The 23,967-nt window shown below is 63.9% G+C and carries 24 protein-coding genes; 8 read left to right on the top strand and 16 right to left on the bottom strand.

Annotated elements, in window-relative coordinates; genetic code table 11:
* The first annotated feature begins 74 nt into the window (after positions 1–74).
* Positions 75–1,835: an N-acyl-D-amino-acid deacylase family protein gene (locus tag G6N36_RS10935; protein WP_163686530.1), complete on the top strand. Its 1,761-nt coding sequence runs from the start codon at positions 75–77 to the stop codon at positions 1,833–1,835.
* 3 nt (positions 1,836–1,838) lie between these two features.
* Here the strand turns inward: G6N36_RS10935 and G6N36_RS10930 are convergent, their stop codons facing one another.
* From G6N36_RS10930 to G6N36_RS10900, 8 genes are all read right to left on the bottom strand, one after another.
* Positions 1,839–2,684: a mycofactocin-coupled SDR family oxidoreductase gene (locus tag G6N36_RS10930; protein ID WP_163686529.1), complete on the bottom strand. Its 846-nt coding sequence runs from the start codon at positions 2,682–2,684 to the stop codon at positions 1,839–1,841.
* Positions 2,685–2,736: 52 nt separating this feature from the next.
* On the bottom strand, positions 2,737–3,672 hold the full coding sequence (locus G6N36_RS10925; protein ID WP_163686528.1) for an acyl-CoA thioesterase: 936 nt from the start codon (positions 3,670–3,672) through the stop codon (positions 2,737–2,739).
* Complete coding sequence (locus G6N36_RS10920) at positions 3,659–4,282, bottom strand: VOC family protein (protein WP_163686527.1); 624 nt, start codon at positions 4,280–4,282, stop codon at positions 3,659–3,661. Before G6N36_RS10920 ends, G6N36_RS10925 begins: the two co-directional genes overlap by 14 nt.
* A gap of 51 nt (positions 4,283–4,333) precedes the next feature.
* Positions 4,334–6,625 carry an ATP-binding cassette domain-containing protein gene (locus G6N36_RS10915; protein WP_163686526.1) on the bottom strand — a complete coding sequence of 764 codons (2,292 nt, stop codon included), beginning with the start codon at positions 6,623–6,625 and terminating at the stop codon, positions 4,334–4,336.
* Between the two features lie 8 nt (positions 6,626–6,633).
* Positions 6,634–7,554 carry a phosphatidate cytidylyltransferase gene (locus G6N36_RS10910; protein ID WP_163686525.1) on the bottom strand — a complete coding sequence of 307 codons (921 nt, stop codon included), beginning with the start codon at positions 7,552–7,554 and terminating at the stop codon, positions 6,634–6,636.
* A gap of 1 nt (position 7,555) precedes the next feature.
* Positions 7,556–7,678, bottom strand: coding sequence for a hypothetical protein (locus tag G6N36_RS30110; RefSeq protein WP_268951180.1), 123 nt, complete (start codon positions 7,676–7,678; stop codon positions 7,556–7,558).
* Between the two features lie 321 nt (positions 7,679–7,999).
* Positions 8,000–9,481, bottom strand: coding sequence for a hypothetical protein (locus tag G6N36_RS29515; protein WP_179964760.1), 1,482 nt, complete (start codon positions 9,479–9,481; stop codon positions 8,000–8,002).
* Positions 9,482–10,074: 593 nt separating this feature from the next.
* Complete coding sequence (locus tag G6N36_RS10900) at positions 10,075–11,232, bottom strand: LLM class flavin-dependent oxidoreductase (RefSeq protein WP_163686524.1); 1,158 nt, start codon at positions 11,230–11,232, stop codon at positions 10,075–10,077.
* A gap of 98 nt (positions 11,233–11,330) precedes the next feature.
* Between G6N36_RS10900 and G6N36_RS10895 the strand changes: the two genes are divergently transcribed.
* The 3 genes from G6N36_RS10895 (at position 11,331) to G6N36_RS10885 (ending at position 12,984) form a co-directional block, all read left to right on the top strand.
* Complete coding sequence (locus G6N36_RS10895) at positions 11,331–11,792, top strand: OsmC family protein (protein WP_163686523.1); 462 nt, start codon at positions 11,331–11,333, stop codon at positions 11,790–11,792.
* Positions 11,793–11,878: 86 nt separating this feature from the next.
* Complete coding sequence (locus tag G6N36_RS10890) at positions 11,879–12,460, top strand: hypothetical protein (protein ID WP_163686522.1); 582 nt, start codon at positions 11,879–11,881, stop codon at positions 12,458–12,460.
* Positions 12,457–12,984, top strand: coding sequence for a hypothetical protein (locus G6N36_RS10885; protein WP_163686521.1), 528 nt, complete (start codon positions 12,457–12,459; stop codon positions 12,982–12,984). Before G6N36_RS10890 ends, G6N36_RS10885 begins: the two co-directional genes overlap by 4 nt.
* Positions 12,985–13,045: 61 nt before the next feature.
* On the opposite strand, the gene G6N36_RS10880 is transcribed toward G6N36_RS10885, so the two are convergent.
* The 7 genes from G6N36_RS10880 to G6N36_RS10850 form a co-directional block, all read right to left on the bottom strand.
* The gene (locus G6N36_RS10880; protein ID WP_163686520.1) at positions 13,046–13,219 is read right to left on the bottom strand and encodes a CsbD family protein; all 174 of its coding nucleotides are present in this window, start codon (positions 13,217–13,219) and stop codon (positions 13,046–13,048) included.
* A gap of 120 nt (positions 13,220–13,339) precedes the next feature.
* Positions 13,340–14,500, bottom strand: coding sequence for a SpoIIE family protein phosphatase (locus G6N36_RS10875; protein WP_163686519.1), 1,161 nt, complete (start codon positions 14,498–14,500; stop codon positions 13,340–13,342).
* Positions 14,497–15,297, bottom strand: coding sequence for an alpha/beta fold hydrolase (locus G6N36_RS10870; protein ID WP_163686518.1), 801 nt, complete (start codon positions 15,295–15,297; stop codon positions 14,497–14,499). Before G6N36_RS10870 ends, G6N36_RS10875 begins: the two co-directional genes overlap by 4 nt.
* A gap of 521 nt (positions 15,298–15,818) precedes the next feature.
* Positions 15,819–16,100, bottom strand: a complete 282-nt coding sequence (locus G6N36_RS10865; RefSeq protein WP_163686517.1) for a hypothetical protein — start codon at positions 16,098–16,100, stop codon at positions 15,819–15,821.
* Positions 16,101–16,109: 9 nt separating this feature from the next.
* The gene (locus G6N36_RS10860) at positions 16,110–17,303 is read right to left on the bottom strand and encodes an amidohydrolase family protein (RefSeq protein WP_163686516.1); all 1,194 of its coding nucleotides are present in this window, start codon (positions 17,301–17,303) and stop codon (positions 16,110–16,112) included.
* 33 nt (positions 17,304–17,336) lie between these two features.
* Positions 17,337–19,556: an acyl-CoA dehydrogenase family protein gene (locus tag G6N36_RS10855; RefSeq protein ID WP_163686515.1), complete on the bottom strand. Its 2,220-nt coding sequence runs from the start codon at positions 19,554–19,556 to the stop codon at positions 17,337–17,339.
* A gap of 3 nt (positions 19,557–19,559) precedes the next feature.
* A complete protein-coding gene (locus tag G6N36_RS10850) occupies positions 19,560–20,426 on the bottom strand; it encodes an amidohydrolase family protein (RefSeq protein ID WP_163686514.1) in 867 nt (288 codons plus the stop codon).
* Between the two features lie 199 nt (positions 20,427–20,625).
* Between G6N36_RS10850 and G6N36_RS10845 the strand changes: the two genes are divergently transcribed.
* Positions 20,626–21,249, top strand: a complete 624-nt coding sequence (locus tag G6N36_RS10845) for a TetR family transcriptional regulator (RefSeq protein ID WP_235690013.1) — start codon at positions 20,626–20,628, stop codon at positions 21,247–21,249.
* A gap of 118 nt (positions 21,250–21,367) precedes the next feature.
* Entirely contained in the window at positions 21,368–22,102 is a 735-nt protein-coding gene (locus G6N36_RS10840; protein ID WP_163686513.1) for a YwaF family protein, read from the top strand.
* Positions 22,103–22,116: 14 nt separating this feature from the next.
* On the opposite strand, the gene phoU is transcribed toward G6N36_RS10840, so the two are convergent.
* Entirely contained in the window at positions 22,117–22,761 is a 645-nt protein-coding gene (gene phoU, locus G6N36_RS10835; protein WP_163686512.1) for a phosphate signaling complex protein PhoU, read from the bottom strand.
* A 107-nt stretch (positions 22,762–22,868) separates the two neighbouring features.
* Here phoU and G6N36_RS10830 point away from each other — a divergent pair, with 107 nt between their 5' ends.
* Positions 22,869–23,546, top strand: a complete 678-nt coding sequence (locus tag G6N36_RS10830) for a PAS and ANTAR domain-containing protein (protein ID WP_163686511.1) — start codon at positions 22,869–22,871, stop codon at positions 23,544–23,546.
* A 66-nt stretch (positions 23,547–23,612) separates the two neighbouring features.
* On the top strand, positions 23,613–23,966 hold the full coding sequence (locus G6N36_RS10825; protein ID WP_163686510.1) for an STAS domain-containing protein: 354 nt from the start codon (positions 23,613–23,615) through the stop codon (positions 23,964–23,966).
* The last annotated feature ends 1 nt before the right edge of the window (position 23,967 follow it).

Below are 23,967 nucleotides of genomic sequence, written 5' to 3'. Positions count from 1 at the left end.
TTCCGGCTGCCGCCGTCTGTAACGGTGTTACATTGGCCACCATAACGGCAGCCCGGACGTTGAGGGAGTAAATCGTGTTCGACCTGAAGATCACTGGCGGAACCGTGGTAGACGGCACGGGCGGAGACCGATTCCAGGCCGATGTGGGCATCAAGGACGGTCGGATCACCGAGATTCATCGCCGTGGTCCCGGTGATGCGCCACTGGAGGGCAACGCGACCGAGACGATCGACGCGACGGGCAAGGTCGTCGCTCCGGGATTCGTCGACATCCACACGCATTACGACGGCCAGGTGAGTTGGGACAGCTCGCTCGAGCCGTCGAGCGGGCACGGCGTGACGACTGTCGTCATGGGGAACTGCGGCGTCGGTTTCGCCCCCGTACGCCCAGGCTCCGAAGAATGGCTGATCGAGCTGATGGAAGGCGTCGAGGACATTCCGGGTACCGCCCTCACCGAGGGGCTGACCTGGGGCTGGGAGAGCTACCCCGAATACCTCGACACGATCGGCAAACACGAACTCGCGATCGACGTCGGAAGTCAGGTCGCCCATGGCGCGATACGCGCCTACGCGATGGGCGAGCGCGGCGCCAGAAACGAGCCGGCTACCCCTGAGGACATCGACGCGATGGCCTGGCTGGTGCAAGAAGCGATCGAGGCCGGCGCACTTGGCCTCTCGACGTCGAGAACGCTGGGTCACCGCGCGATGGACGGTGAGCCGGTCCCAGGGACCTTCGCCGCGGAAGACGAACTGTTCGGTCTCGGTCGTGCGATGGCCGCGGGCGGCCAGGCGGTCTTCGAGCTCGCGCCTCAAGGCGCCGCGGGGGAGGACATCGTCGCGCCCAAGAAAGAACTCGAATGGATGAAACGGCTCAGCGCCGAGATCGACCGGCCGGTGTCGTTCGCCATGATCCAGGTGGATGCCGCTCCAGACCTGTGGCGTGAGCTGATGGACATCTCCGCGGAGGCTTACGAATCGGGCAGTCGACTGTTTCCACAGGTCGCCGCTCGGCCATTCGGCATGCTGTTCGGCTTCTCCGGGCATCACGCATTCACCCATCGTCCGACGTTCCGTCAGCTCAAAGCCGAATGCGGCCGCGCGGAGATGGCTCAACGGCTCGCTGATCCCGCGGTGAAGGCGGCCATCCTGGCGGAAGACGACTTGGCGCCGGACCCGACGAAGCTGTTCGACGGCATGTTCGCCCTGGTGCAACACTCGCTCGGTCGCATCTATCACATCGGAGACCCGCCCGACTACGAGCCGACCGACGATCGCACGGTGGAGAAGATCGCGGCCGAGAGGGGCGAGGATCCGCTCGCCACTCTGTACGACCTGATGCTCGAGTCCGATGCGACGTCGATGCTGATGCTGCCGATGTTCAACTACTCCTACGGCAACTGCGATGCGATTCGCGAAATGATGACCCACCCGGCGGGGGTGATGGGCCTGTCCGATGGCGGCGCGCATTGCGGCATGATCTGCGACGCGTCGTATCCCACGTTCCTGCTGACGCATTGGGCGCGAGACCGGCGTCGTGGCGACAAGCTGTCACTGGAGTACGTGGTGCGCAAGCAATCTCACGACACCGCCCAGCTGTTCGGACTGACCGACCGCGGCGTCATTGAGAAGGGCAAGAAGGCCGATCTCAACGTCATCGACATGAACGCGCTGACGTTGCACCCGGCGAAAATGGTGTACGACTTGCCCGCCGGCGGCCAGCGACTGGTTCAGGGCGCCAGCGGATACAGCGCCACGATCGTCAATGGAGTCATCACCCGCCGCGACAGCATGGACACCGGCGCACGCCCGGGCCGGCTGGTGCGCGGGGCGCGCTGAGCCTCAGAACTTCGCGGTCGCTCCCGCGTCTATCGGGAGCGCCGCGCCGGTGATGTACTTGGCCTCATCCGAAGCCAGGAACAGCACCGCATTGCTGACCGCACGTGCCTCGAAGTACGGCACCGGCAGCATGTGGAAAGTCCCGATGATCTCGCCCGCATCGGCCATGGTCGGATCGGCGAGGTCAGGCCGCAGAGTGCGATGGAACTGCTCGTTGTCGATCATCGGTGTCCGGACGTTCCCCGGATGGATGGAGTTCACCCGAATCCATTGTGGAGCAAGTTCATTGGCGAGCGAATTCATCAAGCCGACGACTGCGTGCTTGGCCGACGCGTAGTGAGCCATGTAGCCGCCGCCGCGAAGTCCAAGCATCGAACTCACCAGGATGATCGATCCGCCGTGCCCGTCGGACATGTGCGGAACCGCCACCTTGACCGTGTGCCAGACCCCGGTGATGTTGATGTCGAGCATCGTCTGCCAGGCGGCTTCCTCGATCATTGCGGCGGGCGCGGGGCTGCCGCTGATTCCGGCGTTGGCGATGACGATGTCCGGCCGGCCGAGTTCGTCGATCCCCTGCTGCAGCGCGGCTCCCAGCGCCTCCACGTCCCTGACATCGGCCTTCGCGGTGACGATGCGGCGGTCCCACTTCTCGACCAGCGCCGCTGTTTCGTCCAGGTCGGCTTCGGTGGCCAAGGGGTAAGGGGCGCCGTCGATGTCGGCGCAGGCGTCGACGGCAATGATGTCGGCGCCTTCCTCGGCCAGCCGGATCGCGTGCTCGCGGCCCTGACCGCGCGCCGCACCCGTGATGAACGCGACCTTGCCGGCCACCCGGCCCACTGTGTTCGTCATCGTCACCTCTCGTTTATCGGCCTCTACACATTCCGCTGCCTCACGAGCGAAGTCAACGGGCGCCGGCCAGCCCGGCATGGGGCCGCACGAGCACTTCCTGTGCCGTGCTGGCGACCATCCGTCCTGCCGCATCGCGAACGGCTCCGCGGACCATCGCTCTATGCCCGGTCAGCGACACCGTCTCCTGCGTGTGCAGATGCCATTCGTCGAACCGGACGGGACGGTGAAACCAGATGGCATGGTCCAGACTCACCGCCACAAGTGATCCGTAATCCACGCGCTGCGGATGGTTGCGGAACGCCATGTCGAGGAGCAGATAATCACTCGCGTAGGCCAGCATCGCGTGATGAACGGCCGGCCGGTCGCCGATGTCGCGCGGGAGCCGCATCCAATGCGATCGTGGGCCGGCGGTCTGGGCACCACCCAGAAAGGTCGGTGGTTCCGCGATCCGCATCTCCAGTGGCGGTGGCACATCGATCCACGTCGATGCGTTCCCGCGCATCTCCGGCGGCGTGTATTGAACCCAGTGTTGCAGCAGCGGTAGAACTTCGGGCGGCGGCGAGTCGAGAGGCGGCTGGGGAAGCTCGGGTTCGACGGCATTGGTGTGGAAGGAGGCGATCGCGGTGAGGACGTTGCGTCCGTCCTGCAGCACGTCGACCCGCCGGGTCGCCATGGACCGCCCGTCGCGCACCCGGTCGACCACAATGTCCAGTGGGGCATCCGAAACGCCTGATCGGACGAAGTACGCGTGCAGCGACTGCGGTACGTGGTCGCTGACGGTCTCGGCGGCGCCCAGCACCGCCTGTGCGAGCAACTGGCCGCCGAAGAGCCGACCGAACCGACCGGGCTCGTTGCCGACGCGAAACCGGTTGTCGCCCTGAGGTTCCAGGTACAGAGCGCGTTCGAGATTGTCGAGAGCTCCGAGGACTGCTTTCTCCATCGGGGTGCCCGTGCCGCGCAGCGGTCCTCTCAAGTCAGTGTCGACCATCGTCACCGGACCTTTGCTCGACGGGTACACGGTAGCCGTCACGCGTCAGGATCCGGACCGGGTCGACGCCGTTCCAGCCGGCGCAGGTGTCGGAGATGGCCTGTAACCGCGTCAGGAAGCCGAGATGGTTTTCGACTATCTCCGTGTAGAACCCGAAGTCCGCCGATGTGTCCACGTACGCGACACGGAACTTGCCCGCGTCGCTTTCAGCGACGACGTGGTAGCCGAGCGTCTCGAAGTGCGCTTTCTTTCGATCGTAATGATCTGTGACGGTGGCAATCTGGTGGAAGGCCGAGGCGCCGTTGTTGCTCCATTCCCGGAAGATGCTCGGCGTGCTGCAGTGCTGCTGGATCAGTTCGATCTGTATGGGTCCGGCCTGTGCGACGGCGACTTGAATTTGGAGCGAGCGCATTTCGTCTTCGTAGGTGGCTTGCTGTTCCACCACCGGCAGCACGTGGAAGGGGCCGATACCGAACGCGCGTGCCCATCTAGACGCTGCAGCGAGTACATCGTCGACGACATGGCCCAGTTGAAAGAACCGGAAGTCGCCGTCGGGCCACGCCTGTTCGAACAGTCGGTGAGCCGGTGGCGTCCCTGCATCGGCGTTCATGCTCCGGCGGCGCTCCTCGGCGTTGGGTTACGCCGTTCTGTATATCAGTCGTCATCCGGTCGGGAGCCGCAGCCTCCACCGTGCGACACCGGCGCACAGGGCTGTCAGCACACCCAGCATGACCATGTCGAAAAGCCACGCCGCCGCCGAGTGCTGCCAGTGTGAGTCCTGCGCGATCCCGACGACGAGGTTGCTCAGATCCGCTGTCGAGGCAGTGGCGGCGAAACCCCATCGTCCCGGCATGATCCACGCGATGGTCTCCAACAGCGGTCGCCCCGTCACCGGGATGAATCCGCCCGCGAACACCAGTTGCGTCACCAGTGCCACCGCCAGGAGCACGATGACCTGATCGTTGGTTCGCGCCAGCGACGACAACGCAAGTCCCAGCACCGCCGCCGCCACGCACGTCGCCGCGACATCGATGAACAACTCCAGCGCCGGGACACCCAGTGCCGCCGCTCCGGACGGTCCGGGCTTGCCGAACCCGGGCGCTGTCACGACCGGAACCAGGAGGGCGGACTGGATGACCGCGACCGCACCGAATACCGCGATCTTGGCGAGCAGATATGCCGAGGCCGACAATCCGGCCGACTGTTCTCGTCGGAAGATGGCGCGCTCGCCGACGAGGTCTCGTACGGTCAGCGTCGCTCCCATCAAGATGGCGGCAAAGCTGATCAACGCGATGACGTGTTTGGGCTCAAACGGCGCGGAGCCATCCGATGGTGGATGTCCGAAACCCGCGTGGCCGACAACCGTCAGCGGCAGCAGACCGATGACGAACGGCAACATCGCGAGGAACGCGAGGTAGCCGCGGTCGGCGATCAGGAGCCGCACCTGTCGGCGGGCGATCGTCGCGAATTGGCGCCACGCGCTGGTAGGTGCCGGTTGCGGTGCCTGCACCGCATTGCCTGCCTCGAGTTGCGAAACGGTGTCGCTCGTCGCCGGCGGTGCCTCCTCCCGATGTTCGACCGTCGGCCCGGAGCGCTCGATGGACCGTCGCTGCGCGTCGTCGGGATCCGCGCTCACCATCGTGAAGATGTCAGCCCAATCGGTGGTTCCCATCGCCGATGCGAGCTCGGCGGGGGGACCGCAGAAAGCGGTCTTGCCGCCGGGCGCCAACAGCAGCACCTGGTCACAGTCCTCGAGGAACGTCAGCGAATGCGTCACCACCACGACCACGCGTCCCGCATCGGCGAGCCTGCGCAACATCGTCATCACGGCCCGGTCCAGTGCCGGATCCAGACCTGTCGTGGGCTCGTCGAGAACCAGGAGCGACGGGCCGGTCAACAGCTCCAAGGCGACCGACACCCGTTTGCGTTGCCCGCCGGACAGTTTGTCGATGCGGGAAGCGGCGTGGGCGCTCAACTCGAGTTCCTCGAGAATCTGGTCGATCACCCGCCGCCGATCGGCCTCGGTTGTGTCGGCGGGCATCCGCAGTTCCGCGGCGAATCCCAGCGCCTGTGCGACGGTGAGCCGTCCGTGCACGACGTCGTCCTGGGGCACCATGCCGATCCGACTGCGCAGGGAGCCGTATCCGTCGTGCAGGTCGCGTCCATCGAGTGAGACCGCGCCGCCGGTCGGGCGGGCGGCACCGACGATCACCCGGGAGAGCGTGGACTTACCCGAACCCGACGGGCCGATCACCGCCGTCAGCGTGCCCGGGCGGGCGTCCAGCGAAATGCGTTCCAGTAGAAGGGTATCGCGCCCGACCGCGAGGCTCACGTCGCGGACCTCGAGTCCGCCTGTTGCCGCCGCCGGCTGGGTGCGACGCACCAGGGAACCATCCGTGTAGACGAAGTCGACGTTGCCGATCGTCACGACGTCGTGCTCACCCAGTGTGGCGGCGGTGACGTTCTCGCCGTTGACGAATGTGCCGCTGCCATCGGTGTTTTGCAATTGCACGTCAACGCCTGTGGTGACCAGCTTGGCGTGGTGAAGGGACGCCAGCATATCCGGTACGACGATGTCGTTGTCGGCCGACCGGCCGATGGTGATGTAATCCCTAGACTGCGTGGGGCTCTGGTCCGCTGGTGGCGCGGTGCCGAGCTCAAACGTCAGGGGCGGTCCGTCGGGGCCTCCGAGGTGGATGGTCCGCTGATCGTCGATCTCGACGGACTGCACGCGTTGGTCCGCGACGAACATTCCGTTGAAGCTGTTGTCGTCGAACGCGACCCAGCGACCGTCGAGGTATCGCAGGATCACATGCGAGCGGGCGATCGCCGGGTGCGGGATGCGAACGTCCGCGTGAATATCCCGCCCGACGACGACATCGTGACCCGCGGCGAACGTGCGTTGCCAACCGCCGGAGCGGATGGTGATCGCGGGCGCTGGAGGAGACATCATGTGAACGCTCATCCTAGGAAGTACGCCAACGGGAGGACGAGCAACAGCGAATCGATCCGATCGAGCAGACCGCCGAAGCCCGGCAGCCAGTCGCCGGCATCCTTGACCTTCGCCTGCCGCTTCAACATGGACTCGAGGAGGTCGCCGAAGACGCCGCCGATGGCCACCGCGATCAGCAGGCCGACCGAAATGGTCCCCAGCAGCGTGAGGATGATGAACGCCCCGATGACGGCGCCGACCAAACCGCCGATCGTCTTGTTGGGGCTCAACGGGGACAGTGGGCGGCGCGCCCAGGCCATGCGGCGCAAGCCCTTTCCGCCGCACCACGCGGCGACATCTGTGGCCGCGACGGCGAAGCACAGCAGGAACGAATCGGGCCAGACCATCACCAGATGAGACAAAGACCAGCAGATCCATACCGAACCGAAAGCGGTGAAAGCGCTGCGCTTGGCGCCGTTCTCGACGTCGCCACCGAGGACCGACGGCAGTGCGCACAGCAGCAGAACGACAGGCGCGAGGTGCAGCAGCGACGGGCGCAGCCAGGCCGCCAGCGGATACATCACGGCCAGTGCCACGAGGACCCAGGTGTCTGCTTTCGCCAGTTGCGTCAGCCGCGAATATTCGATCACGGCGACGACGGCCAGTACGGCGGCCAGCGCGGCGGTGGTGCCTTCGCCGATCCACATGGGAAAGCCGACGATGGGGGCGATCAGCACCCAGGTGCGCCATTTCTGGACCAGCTCGGGCTTGCGCGAGATGAGCACCGCCACCCCGGCCAGCACCAGGAGCGCGGCCGTCACCCACATGAAAAACACGGCGCGGGAGTACAGATGGATGTGCAGCGGGCCGAGGTCGAGATTGAACGGCATCCGCCGATCGAGGTGAACGAACCACAAGTAGCGGTCGATGAGCGACTCGACGATTGCCATGTCAGGCCGCCTCGGCGCGCGTCAAGCGACCCGTGAACCCTGGCTTCAGGGCGTAGAGGCCAGCCGCGTGTGCTCCCCGCGGCGTCGCCCGGGCGACGGTGTGAATGGCGTTATGTGTGTTCACGGCTGGCTCCTTTCGTTTTCGTGCCGCTTTACCTGCAAGTCATGGCGCCACGTCCGTGGCGCCCCTACGTCACTGAGTAAAGACAGGCCGACGGGCTACCGATCCCAAGAAACGATCCTGTCGTCAGGCTCTGTGACCAGCCGTATACGGGCACTCTGTCGCAGAATGCGAACGAAAACCCACCGTTCACCGGAAGCGGACACTGTTCGCGCATGCGTGGTCCCGTTGCGATGTACCAAATGCGTTGACACTGCCCTGATCCGGAGATGAGCGAGAGACGGCCCCCTCGTTGCCGAGGGGGCCGTCGATGTGGTGCGTATTTTAGTTGCCCGAGCCCGAGCCCGAGCCCGAGCCGGAGCCGGAGCCGCTGCCCGAGCCGGAGCCGCTGCCCGAGCCGGAGCCGGAGCCGGAGCCGCTGCCCGAGCCGGAGCCGCTGCCCGAGCCGGAGCCGGAGCCGGCACCCGCGCCGCTGGCCGAGCCGGCACCCGCGCCGCTGGCCGAGCCGGCACCCGCGCCGCTGGCCGAGCCGGCACCCGCGCCGCTGCCCGAGCCGTTGTCACCGTCATCGTTGCCGGCACCCTCGCCGTCACCGCTGCCGGCACCCTCGCCGTCACCGCTGCCGGCATCCTCGCCGTCGTCGGAGTCGTCAACTGCGCCAACGCCTGTGCCGTCACCAGCACCGGAGCCCGTGCCGTCACCCGCGCCAGCACCGGAGCCCGTGCCGTCACCCGCGCCCGCGCCATCGCCCGTGCCAGCACCGGAGCCTGAGCCGTCACCCGCGCCGGCGCCGTCACCCGCGCCCGAGTTGTCGAGACCCACCGCACTGTTCTCGAAGGTGTAGGTCTTACCACCGAAGCTGTAGTCGGTCGGGGCCTGCGGTTCCAGAGTGTCGTTCGCGCGGAAGGCCAGCGTGTCGACGGGTACCGGCGGCTTGATCGCGTTCGCGATCAGGTTGGTAAATGTGACCGCGAGGTAGGAAACCAGACCGCGGTCGAGCAGACCCTGCCACTCCGAGGTGGTGCCGGCCGGCGTCATTCCGTTGACCAGGGCGTTGAACCCCAGGACCGGGATGTTCGCCAGATTGCTGACGGCGTCGACATAGTCCCCCTCGCCGAACGCCGCCCGCGCGGCGTCCAACAGCTCCGCCGACTGGAGGATCCCGCCAAGGACCGGCTCGAAGATCGCCTTGGTGAGCGCGAACTCGGACACGACCTTGAGTAGGTCGTCCAGCTTTTCCACGCCGGGCAGGGCAGCAGCGAAGTTACCGGGGATGTCAAGGATCGGAATCAGCGGACGGACGCCCCCCAACACCCGAAGCACGAACCAGCCGTTGATCTCGGAGAACGATTCGACGAACTGCCCCTGCGACAGGTACGTGAGCGTGTTGGTGAGCACCTCCGGGAACTGCTGGGCGGCAAGCGTCAGTCGGTCGATGGTGTCGGTGATCGCGGTATCGATCACGGGACCGAAGTTGGAATTGAAATTGATGATCTCATCCAGCAGAGGACCCGGGTTGAGGGTGTTCTGAATCAGGACGTTCGCGACTTCTTGGAAGATGTAGCCGGTGCTCAGCGCCCCGACCAGGTTGTCCGTCGCCAACGAGGATCCGTCGATGAGCGTGTCGAGGCTTGCGAACGTGTTGGCGATGGTCTGCTGCCACGCGATGAGCGGGTTGGTGGCCGCCGTGAGCTGGACCGCCGCCTGCGTAACGCGCTCTTGGACGTCCTGGACGGTGGGCATCGGCGGGGCTACCGGGCTGACCGCGATCACGCCTGCACTTGCCATCGCAACGCCAGCAACCATGAATTTTGTGCTGCGGCGAGTCGACGGCGAGTGGCTGGGCGACAGATCGAAATCCGGCGAGCCGGCATGAACTGCGAGTTGCACGTTGTCTCCTGTTGTGCCTGTGAATTTGCCTTATGGCAGGCTGAAGATTAGCTGAGGCTAACCTTATAAACAAGTGATTCGTCTGACCAAGAAGGGGTTGCCTCCGGGTGATGCGGTCGCTTCAGTGATGTCCAGAAAGCGAAGACATCCCAGCTAAAGCACGGTCGTTGCAAAATCACGAAGCAGCAGAGCGCGAATTTACACCAGAGTCAGACGTCGCAGGGGGCTACGTGCGTCAGCGTGTGGGAAACCACATCACTTTGCGGGGGGCGGTCAGCCATTCGGCTTGGAATGGGTTGCTGAAGATCTTCGTTCGGCCTCCCGCCAGCGACGCAAAGCATCGAGCAATGCGTATCGGGTGCATGCTCCTGCAAATGCGGGCGACCGGAGTGAGCAAATCCCTCGGAGTGGCTACCACCATTCGCCGAAGCCGATGAGTTTGACGACGGTCAAAAGCGCAGCGCGTCATGCCGTCGAGTCTGACGGCGATCGCCTGGGGGAGTACCCCGCTAGGTGGCGGGACGCGCCGCCCGTTCGGCCGCGTGGTCCTCGATGGCCTTGCCGATCGCATGCGACGCGCGGTCGACGAACTCGGTTCCGCTGGCGGCCACCCAGTCGGCCGAAGCGGACGGCCCTTTCAGTTGGCCCGTGAAATGTGGAATCACAAACTGCGCGAAGAGGTCATAGCTCTTGAGCTTGGCAGCGGGGGCTGCCCAGTCGTGATCGAACAACAGGAATGCACCGAATCCGCCGTCGCTCGCCTCGACGAGTTCCTCGATCTTGGCGACTGCGTCCTCGGGTGTCCCGATGACTGCGAAGCCGGACTCACGGTTGTTGGCGATGATCTCCGCCGGGGTGTCGCCCTGTACGGGCCCGGCTGGAAGGATGTGCCTGAAATAGCGCGAGAATTCGGCGATTCCGTATTCGACGTCGCGTTCGGCCTGCTCGCGAGTTTCGGCGAGGTGCATCGGGCCGACGAGTCGCCATTTGGAGCGATCGGCTACATGGCCGTGGTCTTCGGCGACCTCCTCCCACGTCGACCAATGGTGGGCGAGCATGTTCATGCCTTGCCTCGCGGTCGCCGCTATCGACAGCATGCCGATCCCGTGCTTGCCCGCTCCGCGCGGGCCGGTGGGGGAGAAGGACGCTGCGACAGCGACGTCGAAGCAGGGGTCGCTGTAGGGCTTCAGCTGCAGCCGCGCGTCCTGGAGGGTGAATCCGTCGGTGTCCATGGTGACGGTTTCGCCGCGCAGTAATCGCATGATCGCGTCGAGGCACTGCTCCATACGGGGTCGCTGCTCATCGGCTGGGATGCCGAGCATGTGCGCGTCGGAGGTGAGCTGGCCTGGCCCGCAGCCGAGCATGACCCGGCCCCGGGTGAGATGGTCGAGCAGCACCATGCGATCGGCGAGCATCAGGGGGTTGTGGTACGGCAGCGAGCTGACCCCGGTCCCGAGCTTGATGTGCTTGGTTCGCTCGGCGGCGACGGCGATGAACACCTCCGGTGAGGCGATGATCTCGAACCCGGCGGAATGGTGCTCGCCGATCCACGCCTCGTGGAATCCGAGCTCGTCCATCGCTTGGATCAGTTTGAGGTCACGCTCGAGAGCGAGCGTCGGATTCTGTCCAGTGGGATGGAACGGCGCCATGAAGTTTCCGAATCGCATTCGGACATTCTGGACCCGGCCCCGCGCCGGGTTGCAGGCGCGTCTCAGAAGGCCGCGAATGGTCCTGCCCGGCCCTGAGCTGGGCGATAGGGTCGGGCATGACAACACTCGAGACGGCCCAGGATCCGGCGTCGGCAGAGACCACCGTCGTCGTGGAGGGGATGGACCCGGCAGCACTCACCCAGCGGATCAGTGTGGGGGAGCACCAACTGGTTGCCGACGAGCCGCGGCCGATCGGGGAGGATGCGGGTCCGACACCCTACGATCTGCTACTCGGGGCGCTCGGTGCCTGTACTTCCATGACGGTGCGGATGTACGCCAAGCGCAAGGACTGGCCCCTTGAGCAAGTCCGAGTCTCCTTGCGGCACTCGCGTATTCACGCACAAGACTGTGAAGACTGCGAAACCCGCACCGGAATGCTCGACCATATCGATCTTGGCATTGAGTTGATCGGCGATCTCGATGACGCCCAGCGGCAACGATTGCTCCTCATCGCCGGACGCTGCCCGATTCATCAGACCCTGACCTCGGAGATCCACATCGTCACGACATCGCGCTGAGGCCGGACTGGGTGGCGGTGATCGCGCCCAAGAATTGACGTTTCCGTCGGCGATGGTCGGGTATCCGCCCCACAGGAGGTGGGAAGATGCCCGTCTGGAGCTGGTTCTTCATCGCAGCAGGTGTGCTGATCGCGTTGACATTGCTGCTCGCCGCGGTATTGGCCGCGACCGGTCGCAGGAGAACGAGGCGATTAAAACAACATTTCGGTCCGGAGTATGAGCACGCCGTAGAGGATGCGGGAGATCGGCGCGCCGCCGAGAACGAGCTAGTGGCGCGTGAACGAAAAAGGAAAAGATTCGACATCGTCGCGTTGACTCCCGAGGCCCACCGCCGGTATTCGGAGCAGTGGGTAGAGGTTCAACGCTCGTTCGTTGACGACCCTTCGAGCGCAGTTGGCTACGCAGATCGCCTGGTGACCGAGGTGATGCGCGAACGCGGTTATCCAATAAGCGATTTCGACCAGCGCGCCTCGGATATCTCGGTCGATCACCCCGGCACGGTCGAACATTATCGTGCCGCGCACACCCTGCATCTGGCGCAGGAGAAGGCCGACATCGGCACGGAAGCGCAGCGCCAGGCCTTCGTTCACTATCGCGCGCTCTTCGAGGAATTGCTCGGCGCAGATCGCGCAATCGAGAATGACACGCCAAAGGAGGCGACGGCATGACTACCCACGACCAGCAGAACGAAAGTGCCGCGATGCGCTCTGCGCAGCCTGAATTCTCGGAGCCCGGTAGGGAACCTGTTCCAGCGCAGCATGTTTCGCCAGAAGTATGGGATGACACGGGCGTATCCGACACCCCGACCGGAGCTGCGCCCGCACACGACCAGCAATCGGTCGCCCATGAAGAGGCATCAAGCGCACCCGCCGAGTCACCTCAACCGAAGTCGGTGCCAGCGAGTGCTGAAGTTCAGCCGCCCTCCGACGAGTTGCTTTTCAACGCAGACACTTCCGGATTGCGGTCGCGCTGGGACGACATTCAGGCGGTGTTCGTCGACGACCCCGCCGATTGCGTGCAAAAGGCCGACACCCTGGTGGCCGAAGTCGTAGAGCAGGTGACAGCGGGATTCTCCGAGGCCCGCTCGCGACTCGAGGCGCGATGGGCGAAAGGTGAGCAGGCGTCCACCGAAGATCTGCGTTTGGCCCTGCAGCGGTATCGCGAGTTCTTCCAGCGGTTGCTTGCGGCGTAATCGTTACGCAAACTGGCCCGCCGTCCGTTCGGGCGGCGGGCCAGTTGCGTTTTGAAGTCAATTAATTCTTGAACGCGTCTTTGATCTTCTCGCCGGCGTCCTTGAGGCTCGACTTGGCCTGATCGACCTTGCCCTCGTTTTCGGTGCTGCTGTCGCCGCTCACCTTGCCCAGGGCCTCCTTGGCCTTGCCACCCGCGTTGTCGATCTTGTTGCTTGCCTTGTCGCCTGCACCCATGACGTCTTCCTTCGCTTATTTGCAACGGCTCTAATGAGCCTCCACGGTGGGGTACCGCTAATAGAGTCATCTGAAACGTTTCGTCATGATCGGGCGACGCGAGGAGTTCGTTCCGGGTGCTCAGCGCCGCGGAGGCACGCCGAGCGCCAATACGGCTGTGTCGTCCTCGACGCCTGCACCGAGACCCTCGAGTAGGCCGGCAACGGATTCGACGATGTGTGATGCGGATGTCGGAGAGTGTGCTTTCGCAAAACGCAGGAGTGCGCCCTCGTCGTCGTATCGTTCGCGGCCGACGCCCGTACTGGCTTCCGTCAGCCCATCGGTGTAGAGCACGAGCGTGTCGCCGGGTGCGAGGACGAATTGGCTGGCGACGAAGTGCGGCTCGGTTGTGATGCCGACGGCGTGGCCGCCGATGGTGTCGACGTAGTAGGCGCTGCCGTCGGCGCCGAACAGCAGGGGCGGCGGGTGCCCGCCACTGCCGAGATGGACGTCGAAGCCGTCGTCGCTCCTGGTCAGCTTCCCGAAGATCAGGGTGCAGAACCGGCTGAGTCCGCCACCGAGTTCCTGGCTCAGGACGATGTTGAGGTTGTGCAGCACTTCCACCGGGTCGTCGTCGTAAACCGCCGCGGCGCGCAACGTGTACCTGGTCAGACTGGTCAGCACGGCGGCCTCGACACCCTTCCCCGAAACATCGCCGAGAAAGAAGCCCCACGTCGTGCGCGACAGCGGGAACAGGTCATAGAAGTCGCCCCCCACCTCGTCGACCGAAGCGGTGTAGTAGTACTCGGCCGCTTCCAGGCCGGCAGGCGGTGACAACACCGGCGGAAGCAAAGACCGTCGCAACGTTTCTGCGAATTTCCTGACTCGCCCCTGCTCTCTTTCGGCCTGCTGGCGCGCCTGCAGGAGATCTACTTCGTAGGCACGGCGATCGGATGCGTCCACAATGCTGATCCGGAGAAATTGCGGTTTCCGGTAAGCGTCACTCTTCACGTTCGCGGTGAGAAACATCGGGAGCCGTGTCCCGTCGGCAGACACCATGTCGACCGTTACACCGTTGAGTTCGCCCCCCATATTCAGCAGAGGTCCGAAATGAGTGTCGTACAAGATGCGTCCACTGACGCTCAGAAGATCGGTGAACAGCTTACCGCGCAACGTATTCGGATCGTGTCCGAGCCACTTCGTCAGCGTGGCATTCACTTGGATCATGCGTCCGTCGGTGTCAGCGATGATCTGTCCGCTCGGAGCGTGTTGCCAAGAATCCTCGACGGAGTAATCGGTCATGTCGAGCGGGCGAAAGCAGCAATCGCGTCGGCGGTGGCAAGCGGGGCGCTGACGTGCGGGCAGTGCCCGGTTGCGTTCAAGGTCACGATGTGACTGCCGGGGACGTGCGCATGCACGTACGCTCCCACCTCGCGCGGTGCGATCGCGTCCTGCGCGCATTCGATCACCAGTGTGGGCAGCGATATCAGCGGCAGATCGGCGCGATTGTCCGAGAGGAACGTGGTGCGGGCGAACACGCGGGCGCACTCCGGGTCGGTGCGGCAGAAGGTTGCCGCAAGGTCATCCTGCAGGTCGGGGCGGTCCGGGGTGCCCATGATGACCGGCGCCATGGCCTGCGACCACCCAAGATGGTTCTGCTCCAGGGACGTCAGGAGTTCGTCGATGTCCGCAGCCGAGAAACCGCCGCGGTAGTCGTCGTCATCGAGGTAGCGCGGCGAGGGCGTCAGCAGGACGAGTTTGGCGAATCGACTCGGGTCGCTGATCGTGGCCAAAGCGCCGATCATCGCCGACACGGAATGGCCGACGAATACCACCTCGCGCAGATCCAGCTCGTCAAGGATCTCCAGAATGTCGGCGGCATAGCCGGCCAGCGAGGAGTACTTGTTCGCGTCCCAGGCACTCCGGTCCGAGGATCCCGAGCCGACGAGATCGATGAGTACCAAACGAAAGTCCGGCCTGAGTTCGTCGACTACGTGGCGCCATAGCGTTTGATCGCATCCGAAGCCATGCGCGAACAAGATGGTCGGGCCGTCATCGGCGCCGACGATATTGATGTTGTGCCTGGCGTGAACATCCACGATTCAGCTTAAGCCTCCAGTGGATGCGGCGACACGGAAACTTACTTACAAGTAAGGGCCGCACTACCGCATCATCGTCACCGGGTCGGTTCCGAATTCGTCCGTCGGGTCAGCGTCGAACAGGCAGCAGCGCCAACGGAAGTCGGAGGGCCCGATGCGGTTGCCTGGCCAGTCGACTGGACCTCGAGCTCAGTGCGCGTCCGACTAGGTGGGCGATGTCGCGCCAGTTACGACGGACGATCACACCCGCGGTGAATCCGCACAAGAAGCCGACGGTGAGGTACCGACGCGCCCTCTGCTTCTTCCGCCGCGCGATCGCCGATGCGGTATGGCCGCATATGGCGGCAATGGCGGCGACCGCCACCAACAGAAAGATTGCCTGCGGCACCATGTGACCTCCGGGCCGTTCGTCAATGCAGGCCGCTCAGGAGATCCAAGCACTGTGGACGCGCCAAGTGGACCCTCGGTCTCCATTCGTGACCAAAGCGAGGACGAACTGTTAGAAATCAGGCGCCCCGAGGTCAGGTCCACTCATCTACGAGGTCGGCCCAGCGTCGCGAGATCGTCTTCGCGAGGTCGTCGCTCCGGCGTCGGGTATTGACGTCCTCGGGTTGAATGGCACCGATCACCAATCCCGCAACCTCCTCGAGTTGGTCCGGGTCGAGCCCGAACTCCTGGAGCGTGGCGAGGTCGCGCAGGGTGTCGATCTCGTCGCCGAGTTGAGAGCGCGCCAGCAAGACGGCCGCATTCTCTTCCCCTACCTCCAGCAGCATGGCGACCAGGCTGGACTTTTCGACTTTCACGCGGTGAGGTCAGACCGGCCGACGGGTTGCCAGCTCGAGACCGTTGTCGCGCATGATGGTTCGGCATTCCTCTTGCGTGTAGTCGAAGTTCTGAAGATCTTTGATGTACGCGGCAGGGTCAGCGAGACCCTCGACATGAGGAAAATCAGAGCCCATGACGATCCGCTCGACTCCGACAAGCCTGAGCAGGCTTGCGAGTTCGTCCTCGTAGAATGGCGACACCCAGACGTGGCGCTTGAACGTCTCGCGGGGGTCCTCCTGGTAGATGAATGGGATCTGCCCGTAGGACTTCGTCAGTTTTTCAAACAAGTGAAACACCCACGCCGAACCACTTTCGATAGAAGCCATACGCAGGTTGGGAAATCTGATGAACAGCCCATTGTGCAGATGGTTGGCAAAGGTGTCTTGTATCGGGTCGCCCGAGAACAGGGTCCTGAAGCCCAGCAACGCTTGGAAGGACATCATGAAATCCGGTTCGCCCCACGCGGGCATGAACTTGGAGTAGTAGGTTTCGCCGGAGTGGTAGCAGACGGTGATGCCCGAGTCGTTCGCCAGGCGCCAGAAGTTGTCGAACATCGGGTCACCGGGGGCGCGCGTGCCAACGGCGGTCGTTATGGGTCCGGGGATCATGACTATGAACCGGGCGTCGCGCTCCAGGGCCCATTCGAGTTCGCGCACCGCTTCGTCCGGGTTGCACATCGTGATGTAAGGCGCTGCGAACAACCGCTCCTGATAAGCGAATCCCCAGTCCTCGTCCATCCAACGATTGAATGCACGAAACGTTGCGACAGTGGCGTCCAAGTCGGGGAGTAGCGCTTGCTCCATGCCGACGCCGAGCGTCGGGAGCATGATGCAGCCGTGCATGCCTTGCTCGTCCATCAATGCCAATCGTGCGTCGCGGTCGCGGTAGGCCGGTGGGATGGGCTCCAACTCGCCGAACAACGCGTTCATATCCGCGCCCTTGGGATTTCGGCCGCGGAAGTACTCGTCGAGCGCGCCCGGCTTGCCTACGGGATCGAAGGTTGGATTCGGAATGAATCGGTTGACCTTGCCGCCAACTATCAGTCGTTGTCTGCCGTCGATCTCCGCCCACTGAATGGCGCGCTTTCTGTACTGGGGTTCGATGTGCCGGGTGAAGGCATCGAGCGCCTCGTAATAGTGGTTGTCACAGTCGAAATAGGTGAATCCTAGGTCCGTCGTCATCGAGGCTGTCCTTATTGTCGGGGTTGATGAGCGTCACTTTCGCGGGAGACTGAGGATCATCGACGCGATCACCGTCAGCTGTATCTCGGCCGTGCCGCCGCCGATGAGTTCCGACGGCATCTCGAAGTAGGGCGAGATGACCGCCGGATCGGACTCTTCGAGCATCGCGAGCCCGCCGGTCAGTCGGAGCGTCGCGGTGGACGCGCGGCGGAGCAGGGTGACCATGGCGAACTTGGCGATGCTGGATGTCGGACCCGCCGGTTGACCCTCGACGAGCCGAAGCGTCTCGCGCAGCACCATCGACTTGATCGCCGCGGTGTACGCCTCGATGTCACCGAGCGCCTGTAGCGCGCTATCCCGGTCGGGTCCATCGGCGCGGGCAACGTGTCGCAGTGCCGCCGACCGGTCGATACTGGCGTAATTACCGATCGCGGTGCGTTCCACGGCCATCGTCGCTACCGCAAGGTTCCAGCCGTCGCCGGGCTTGCCGACCAGCATCTCGTCGGGAACGAAGACGTCGGTGAAGAAAACTTCGTTGAAGTCCTGGTGCCCGCTGGCCTGCTTTATGGGCTCGATCGTGATTCCTGGCGACGCCATGTCGACGAGGAAGTAGCTGATTCCGCGGTGCTTGGATGCGTCGGGATCGGTGCGGGCGAGTAAGGCTCCGAAGTGGGCACGGTGAGCCAGTGATGTCCAGATCTTGTGGCCGTTGATGAGCCACCCGCCATCGACTTTGTTGGCGCGAGTGCTCAGCGACGCAAGGTCAGAACCTGCACCCGGTTCGCTGAACAGCTGGCACCAGCGCTGGGTTCCACGCAGGATCGGATCGGCGAACCGTTGTCGTTGATAGTCGGATCCGTGCGTGAGGATCGTGGGAAGTATCCACTCTGCGATGCCCAGCGACGGCCGTTGAACATCGGGACGCTTGTCGAACTCCTCGGCGATGATCACCTGCTGGAGCGAGGATGCACCGACTCCCCACGGCGCAGGCAGATGCGGCGCGACCAGTCCGTGGTCGGCCAGCAGATTTCGCTGGTCTCCCCACGCAAGTCCAGGTGCTCTGTCCTCATAAGACGCGTGCTCGTTGTGTCGGTTGCGGGCGAGGTCGAGTGTCGCCGCCACAGATGCGCGGAACTCCGATTCGATGGCCCCCAGATTCAAGGCGGTCGACCGCTTCTCCTCCAGTAGGAGCTCACCCGACTCACGCGCCCACTGCGTGACTGATCCGATGGACGCTGCGAGCCCGATGGCGCGTCGCCAGTACAGGTGGGTGTCGTGTTCCCATGTGTATCCGATGGCGCCGTACATGAGCAGTGCGTCGAGCACCAGGTCGGGACCCGTCGCAACGGACATCAGGGCTGCCGCCCCTGCGGCCAGTCGTTGTTGCTCGGTCGAATCCGTCGAAGCCCGAACAGCGTCCCAGGCTGCGGCGGAGGACAATTCGGAGTTGACGAGCAGCGCCGCCGCCTTGTGTTGCATTGCCTGAAAAGCGCCGACGGGCTGACCGAACTGCTCGCGGGTGCGGATGTAATTTGTCGCGTCCTCCGCACATCGGCGCACGGTGCCCGCGGACGCGCACGCGGTGAGGGCGACCACGGTGCAGCGTGCGCGCTCGGTGGAGATTCCGGTGAGTTCAGCGCCAGCGTCGACCGAGTGGGAGGTCAATGTGACGCTGCCGACGTCTGTGCTGAGGTCGGTACCGCGTTGGGGCGCGACCGACAGGCCCGCGGATTGCGAATCGAGTGCGAACCAGCGCACGGTGCCGTCGTCACTGGTCGCGGCAAGCAGAATACGTTGTGCGGCTACAGTTCCCAGTGTCGGTGCGCTCGAGCCGTCGAGAAGCCATCCCTCACCGTCGCGGACAGCGACGACGTTGGAGTGCTCCGGTAGCACGACGGCGGCGGGTGTTCCGGCAGCGCAGTAGGCCATCATGGTGGCACCGGAAGCGTCGGCCAGCGCGGCGACTGCACCGGTGATCGCGGTTGCAAGCAAGGGGCCAGGCAGTAAGGCCGCAGCAGCGGCTTCGATGACGCACCCGAGATCGGTGAGGGAGCCGCCCTGTCCTCCGGCAGTAGGGGGGAGGTGCACCGCGTGAAACCCGTACGCCGTGAACTCTTCCCACCACGGCGGCATCTCGCCGGCTGCAATCGACTCGAACGATGCTCGCGTCTTGTCGACCGGTGCATGGCGCGCGGCAAAGCTCGTGACTGCGTCCGCCAATTGCTCTTGCTCGTCGGTGATCGCTAGGGCCATGAATCAGTCCGCCAGACCAAGGATACGAGCGGCGTTGCCGTACAAGAACTTCGGCCACACCTCCTCCTTCAGCGGCACGTTGGGCAACTCGCTGAATATTCGTTCCAGCGACAGCCCCATCGGGAAGTAGCCGGCATAGAGGACCTTGTCGGCGCCGCGGGAGTTGGCGTAGTCGACGATCGCCTTCGGGTAGTACTTGGGGGCGAACGCAGACGTGGAGTAGTACAGATTCGGCCACTTCAACATCAGCTTGACCGCAAGGTCCTCCCAGGGTTCGCAGCCGTGCCGAGTGACGAACACCAGATCGGGGAAGTCGAACATCACGACGTCTATACGCGAGACCTCTTGTGGAGCAAAGGGCACCCTCGGGCCGGGTATCCCGGCGCACACGAAGATCGGGAGTCCGAGTTCGACGCACGTGGCGTAGATCGGGTACATCTTCGGGTCGTCGATGGCCACCTGCGGAAAGGTCCCCGCAGGAAACACCGAAGTCGCCCGTATCCCATACTCCTCGTAATCGCGGCGGATCGCGTTCACAGAGCCCATCACGTCGTTGGGGTCGAGAATCGCGCCTGACGCGACGAAACGGTCAGGGAACGTCTTGAGCGCTCGGGTTGCGTACTCTTCCGAGACACCGATCATTGCCCTCTCGATGTTGAACCGGTCCATTTGTTGCAACACGAGCGACACCGGATCGTCGGTGGGCAGTTCCTTGGGAACGTCTTTGAACATGTACTCAACCGGGAAGTCGAAATCTTCTTTGGACTCGCGATCTTTGGTCTGCCGCCGGATGAAGTCGTACTGCGCCGACCCCTCGTGGGGAAAGCCGATCATGGTGTCGATCACGGGGAGACCGACGGGTCCAGACATTGATTCCTCCGATCGGGTGTGCGCTGCAAGCAGCGCCACGGCTCGTCTTCAATATTGAAACATGGTTCTAGTTAGGTCAAGCAGCAGGGCGGACGGGAGACCAAAAGCGCAGCATGAGGGGACTCAATGCGCTACGGTCGCGCGAAACCGATAGAACTATGTTCTTATTAATTGACCTCCAGCCACAGAAAGGCCGATCGTGACAGCCAGGATCGCGGGACGCGCCGAGGGGGACGTCCTGTCGGTAGCGGATATGACCAGCGGGCAGTTGGTACGCAGGGCGAAAATCGTCGAGGCGGTTATCGCCTTGATCAATGAGGTTGGCGCCGACGCCGTGCAGATGCGCGATGTGGCTCAACGGTCCGGCGTGGCACTGGGGACCGTGTATCGCTACTTCAATTCGAAGGAACATCTGCTCGCAGCCGCGCTTGAGGACTGGCAGAAGCGGTTGACGCGGCGCGTTGCCGCAGCAAGCGATACCGCCGGCGTCGGCCCGCTGCCTGGGACACTCGACTACTTGCAACGTGCGCAGCGGGCATTCCATCGCAATCCGAACATGACCGCATTGATGCTGCAGGCGATGACGTCCACGGACCCTGAAACCAAAACGGGCATTGAACACATGGCCCGCACCAACACCGACCTGTTCGATCGTCTGCTCGAAGGCATTGCGCCGGAATCTATTCCAAACGTCAGCTTCGGAGTGAACGCGGCGCTGTCAAGCGCGTTGGCAGCCGTGCTCACCGGAGCGCTGAGTCTCGACCAAGCGGTAGACCGGGTCGAGTGGGTGACTCGAACACTCGTCGACGCCGCCACACCCTGAGTTGCGCGCAGTCCGGTACTTTCGCGGTTCCACCGATATCCTGTATCGGGGTCGATTCCCGGTAAGTCCGGCCGCCGCCCGCCCGAACGCATGTAGGCGTAACAAAACAGGGGATCTGATGGAGCTATTGGCAGCGGAGCGGGAATTCACGGCGTACGGGCCGTCGCATCTGATCGTGCTCGCGGTGTTCGCGATAGGCGCGGCATTGCTCGTTTGGAGTGGACGTAAGCAGACCGAGGCCCAAGCTCGTCTCTTCAGCCGGGGTTTCGCGCTCGTCATCCTCGCGATGTTCTTGGTGGCGTTGACGTACAAGCTGATGAGCCCGGTCCTTGACACGTCGATACCGCTGCAGCTCTGCGATGTCGCGGAACTTGTCGCGGTCTATGCCCTCTGGACACAACGGCATTGGGCGTTCGTGCTCACGTACTACTGGTGCCTCGTGCTCAGTTCGCAAGCGTTGATCACACCCGACGTGGGCACGGCAGAAGAAGGGTCGCCGGATTTTCCCCATCACCTTTTCATCACCTTCTTCGCGCTGCACGTGCTGGTCGTGTGGGCGGCCATTTACCTGACGTGGGGGCGCAGGATGCGGCCGAGCTGGCGCGACTACCGGTTCGCGATCATCGCCACGCTGGTGTGGGGAGCATTCACGTTCACGTTCAACGCGATCGTCGGAACCAACTACGGCTACTTGAACGGCAAGCCACCGACCGCATCGGTACTGGACTTCCTAGGTCCGTGGCCGGTGTATCTGCTCATCGAGGTGGCGATTGTGCTCGTCGTTTGGGCGCTGATCACCTGGCCGTGGGAACGAATGCGCCGCCCGGCCGAACAGAGCCAGACTGCAGTCTGAGCCCGCCCGGCGGGTCAGACCGCCGATTCTCCGGTCGCCGAGAAGATGACGCGGCGACCGATCTCGACCGCATGGTCGGCGAACCGCTCGTAGTAGCGGCCCAGGAGCGTGACGTCGACAGCAGGGGCCACGCCGTGTTTCCACTCCCTGTCCATCAACACCGAGAACAGGTGACGGTGGAGGTTGTCCATATCGTCGTCGTCGTCGGCGAGCTGTTCTGCGCGGTGTGTATCCATGGAAAGGACGACCTGCTTGACGTTGCTTCCCATATCGACCGCGATGCGGCCCATTTCGGTGAAGTAGCCGTTGACTTCCTCGGGGAGCACTTTTTGCGGATGCCGTCGACGGGTGATTTTGGCGACGTGCAGGGCCAGCGCGGCCATCCTTTCGACATCGGCGATGTTCTTCAAGGCGCTGACCACCGCCCGTAGATCACCGGCGACCGGTGCCTGCAACGCGAGAACGGTCAAGGCCTGCTCCTCGGTCTTCCTGGCGTGTTGCAGGATGGCCTCGTGGTCGGTGATCACCTGCTCGGCGAGAACCAGGTCGGCCTGCAGAAGGGCCTGGGTCGCGGATTCCATCGCCTTGCCCGCAGAACCGCACATCTCGGCGATTCCGACGATCAGGTCGTCGAGCTGCTGATGGAATGCATTACGCACGCTATGAGTTTAGGCGCAAAGGGCCCGGTACAGGCTCTTCGCCTCGCCCAACGCGTCCCGACGCCATATGTCTGTCGGGAGGCGTTCACTAATGTCATTATCTGACGATGTATGACCCCCGCGTGTCGGCCCGCGGTGAGCGATCGGCGTTGGTATCGCCGGACTTGCACGTCGGCAGCTTCCGCTTCTGGTTCGTCGGGCAGTCATGGGAATGGTCCGACGAGGTCGCCCGGATGCATGGCTATCAGCCCGGCGAGGTCGTGCCCACCACCGAGTTGCTGCTTTCCCACAAGCATCCCGACGACCGTCAGCACGTCCAGGACGCGCTCGACCATGCCCTGCTCTCTCGGGCGTCGCTCTCGAGCCGTCACCGCTTCATCGACACCGGTGGCCGGGTCCACACCGTCATCGTGCTCGCCGACCGAATGCTCGACGACGACGGCACAGTCGTGGGAACCGAGGGCTACTACGTCGACTTGACCGACACGTTCGACCAGACGCGACGCCAAGTCCTGGACGCCTCACTTCCGGAACTGGTGGAGTCACGCGCGGCGATCGAGCAGGCCAAAGGCGCTCTCATGTTGGTCTACCGCATCGACGCCAACGCGGCGTTCGAGCTGTTGCTCTGGCGTTCGCAACACACAAACACCAAACTGCGCGCGCTGGCAACTCAGGTAGTCGCCGAGCTCGCTACCGTCGACTTCGAACCCGGCGACCTGCGGCGGTCGTTTGATCACCTACTGCTCACCGCGCACGAACGCATCGATCGCGACGGCGAGGAATGAGCGTGTGCGCCAGCAGCAAATTGGGTACCGATCATCCAACCATCGGCTAGCAACAGGTGCAGAGACGTGGCTCTACTGGAAGTGAATCAGGATGTTCGCGACGCAGCTGTCGTGGTATCGGCGGCGGGCGAGGTCGACTCCGCGAGTTTCACCAACCTGGAGTTCCATCTCGACACCGCCCTCAAGAGGGCGCTCGACCATTCGGCCTTGCTTCTGGTCATCGACCTGTCGGAGGTCACGCATTTCGGCAGCGCCGGGCTCAACGCCGTCCTCGAATGCCACGAGCAGGGACAGGTTCTGGGGGTCGCCGTCCGCGTAGCCGCTGCCAACTCAGAGGTGCTGCGTCCGATCCAGATCACCAAGCTCGACGCGATCCTGCGGGTCTATCCGAGTCTGTCCGCCGCACTCGATGGACATTGAC

The sequence above is a fragment of the Mycolicibacterium gadium genome, assembly GCF_010728925.1.
Lineage (GTDB): Bacteria > Actinomycetota > Actinomycetes > Mycobacteriales > Mycobacteriaceae > Mycobacterium > Mycobacterium gadium.
This window is presented reverse-complemented; position numbering and strand designations above follow the sequence as displayed.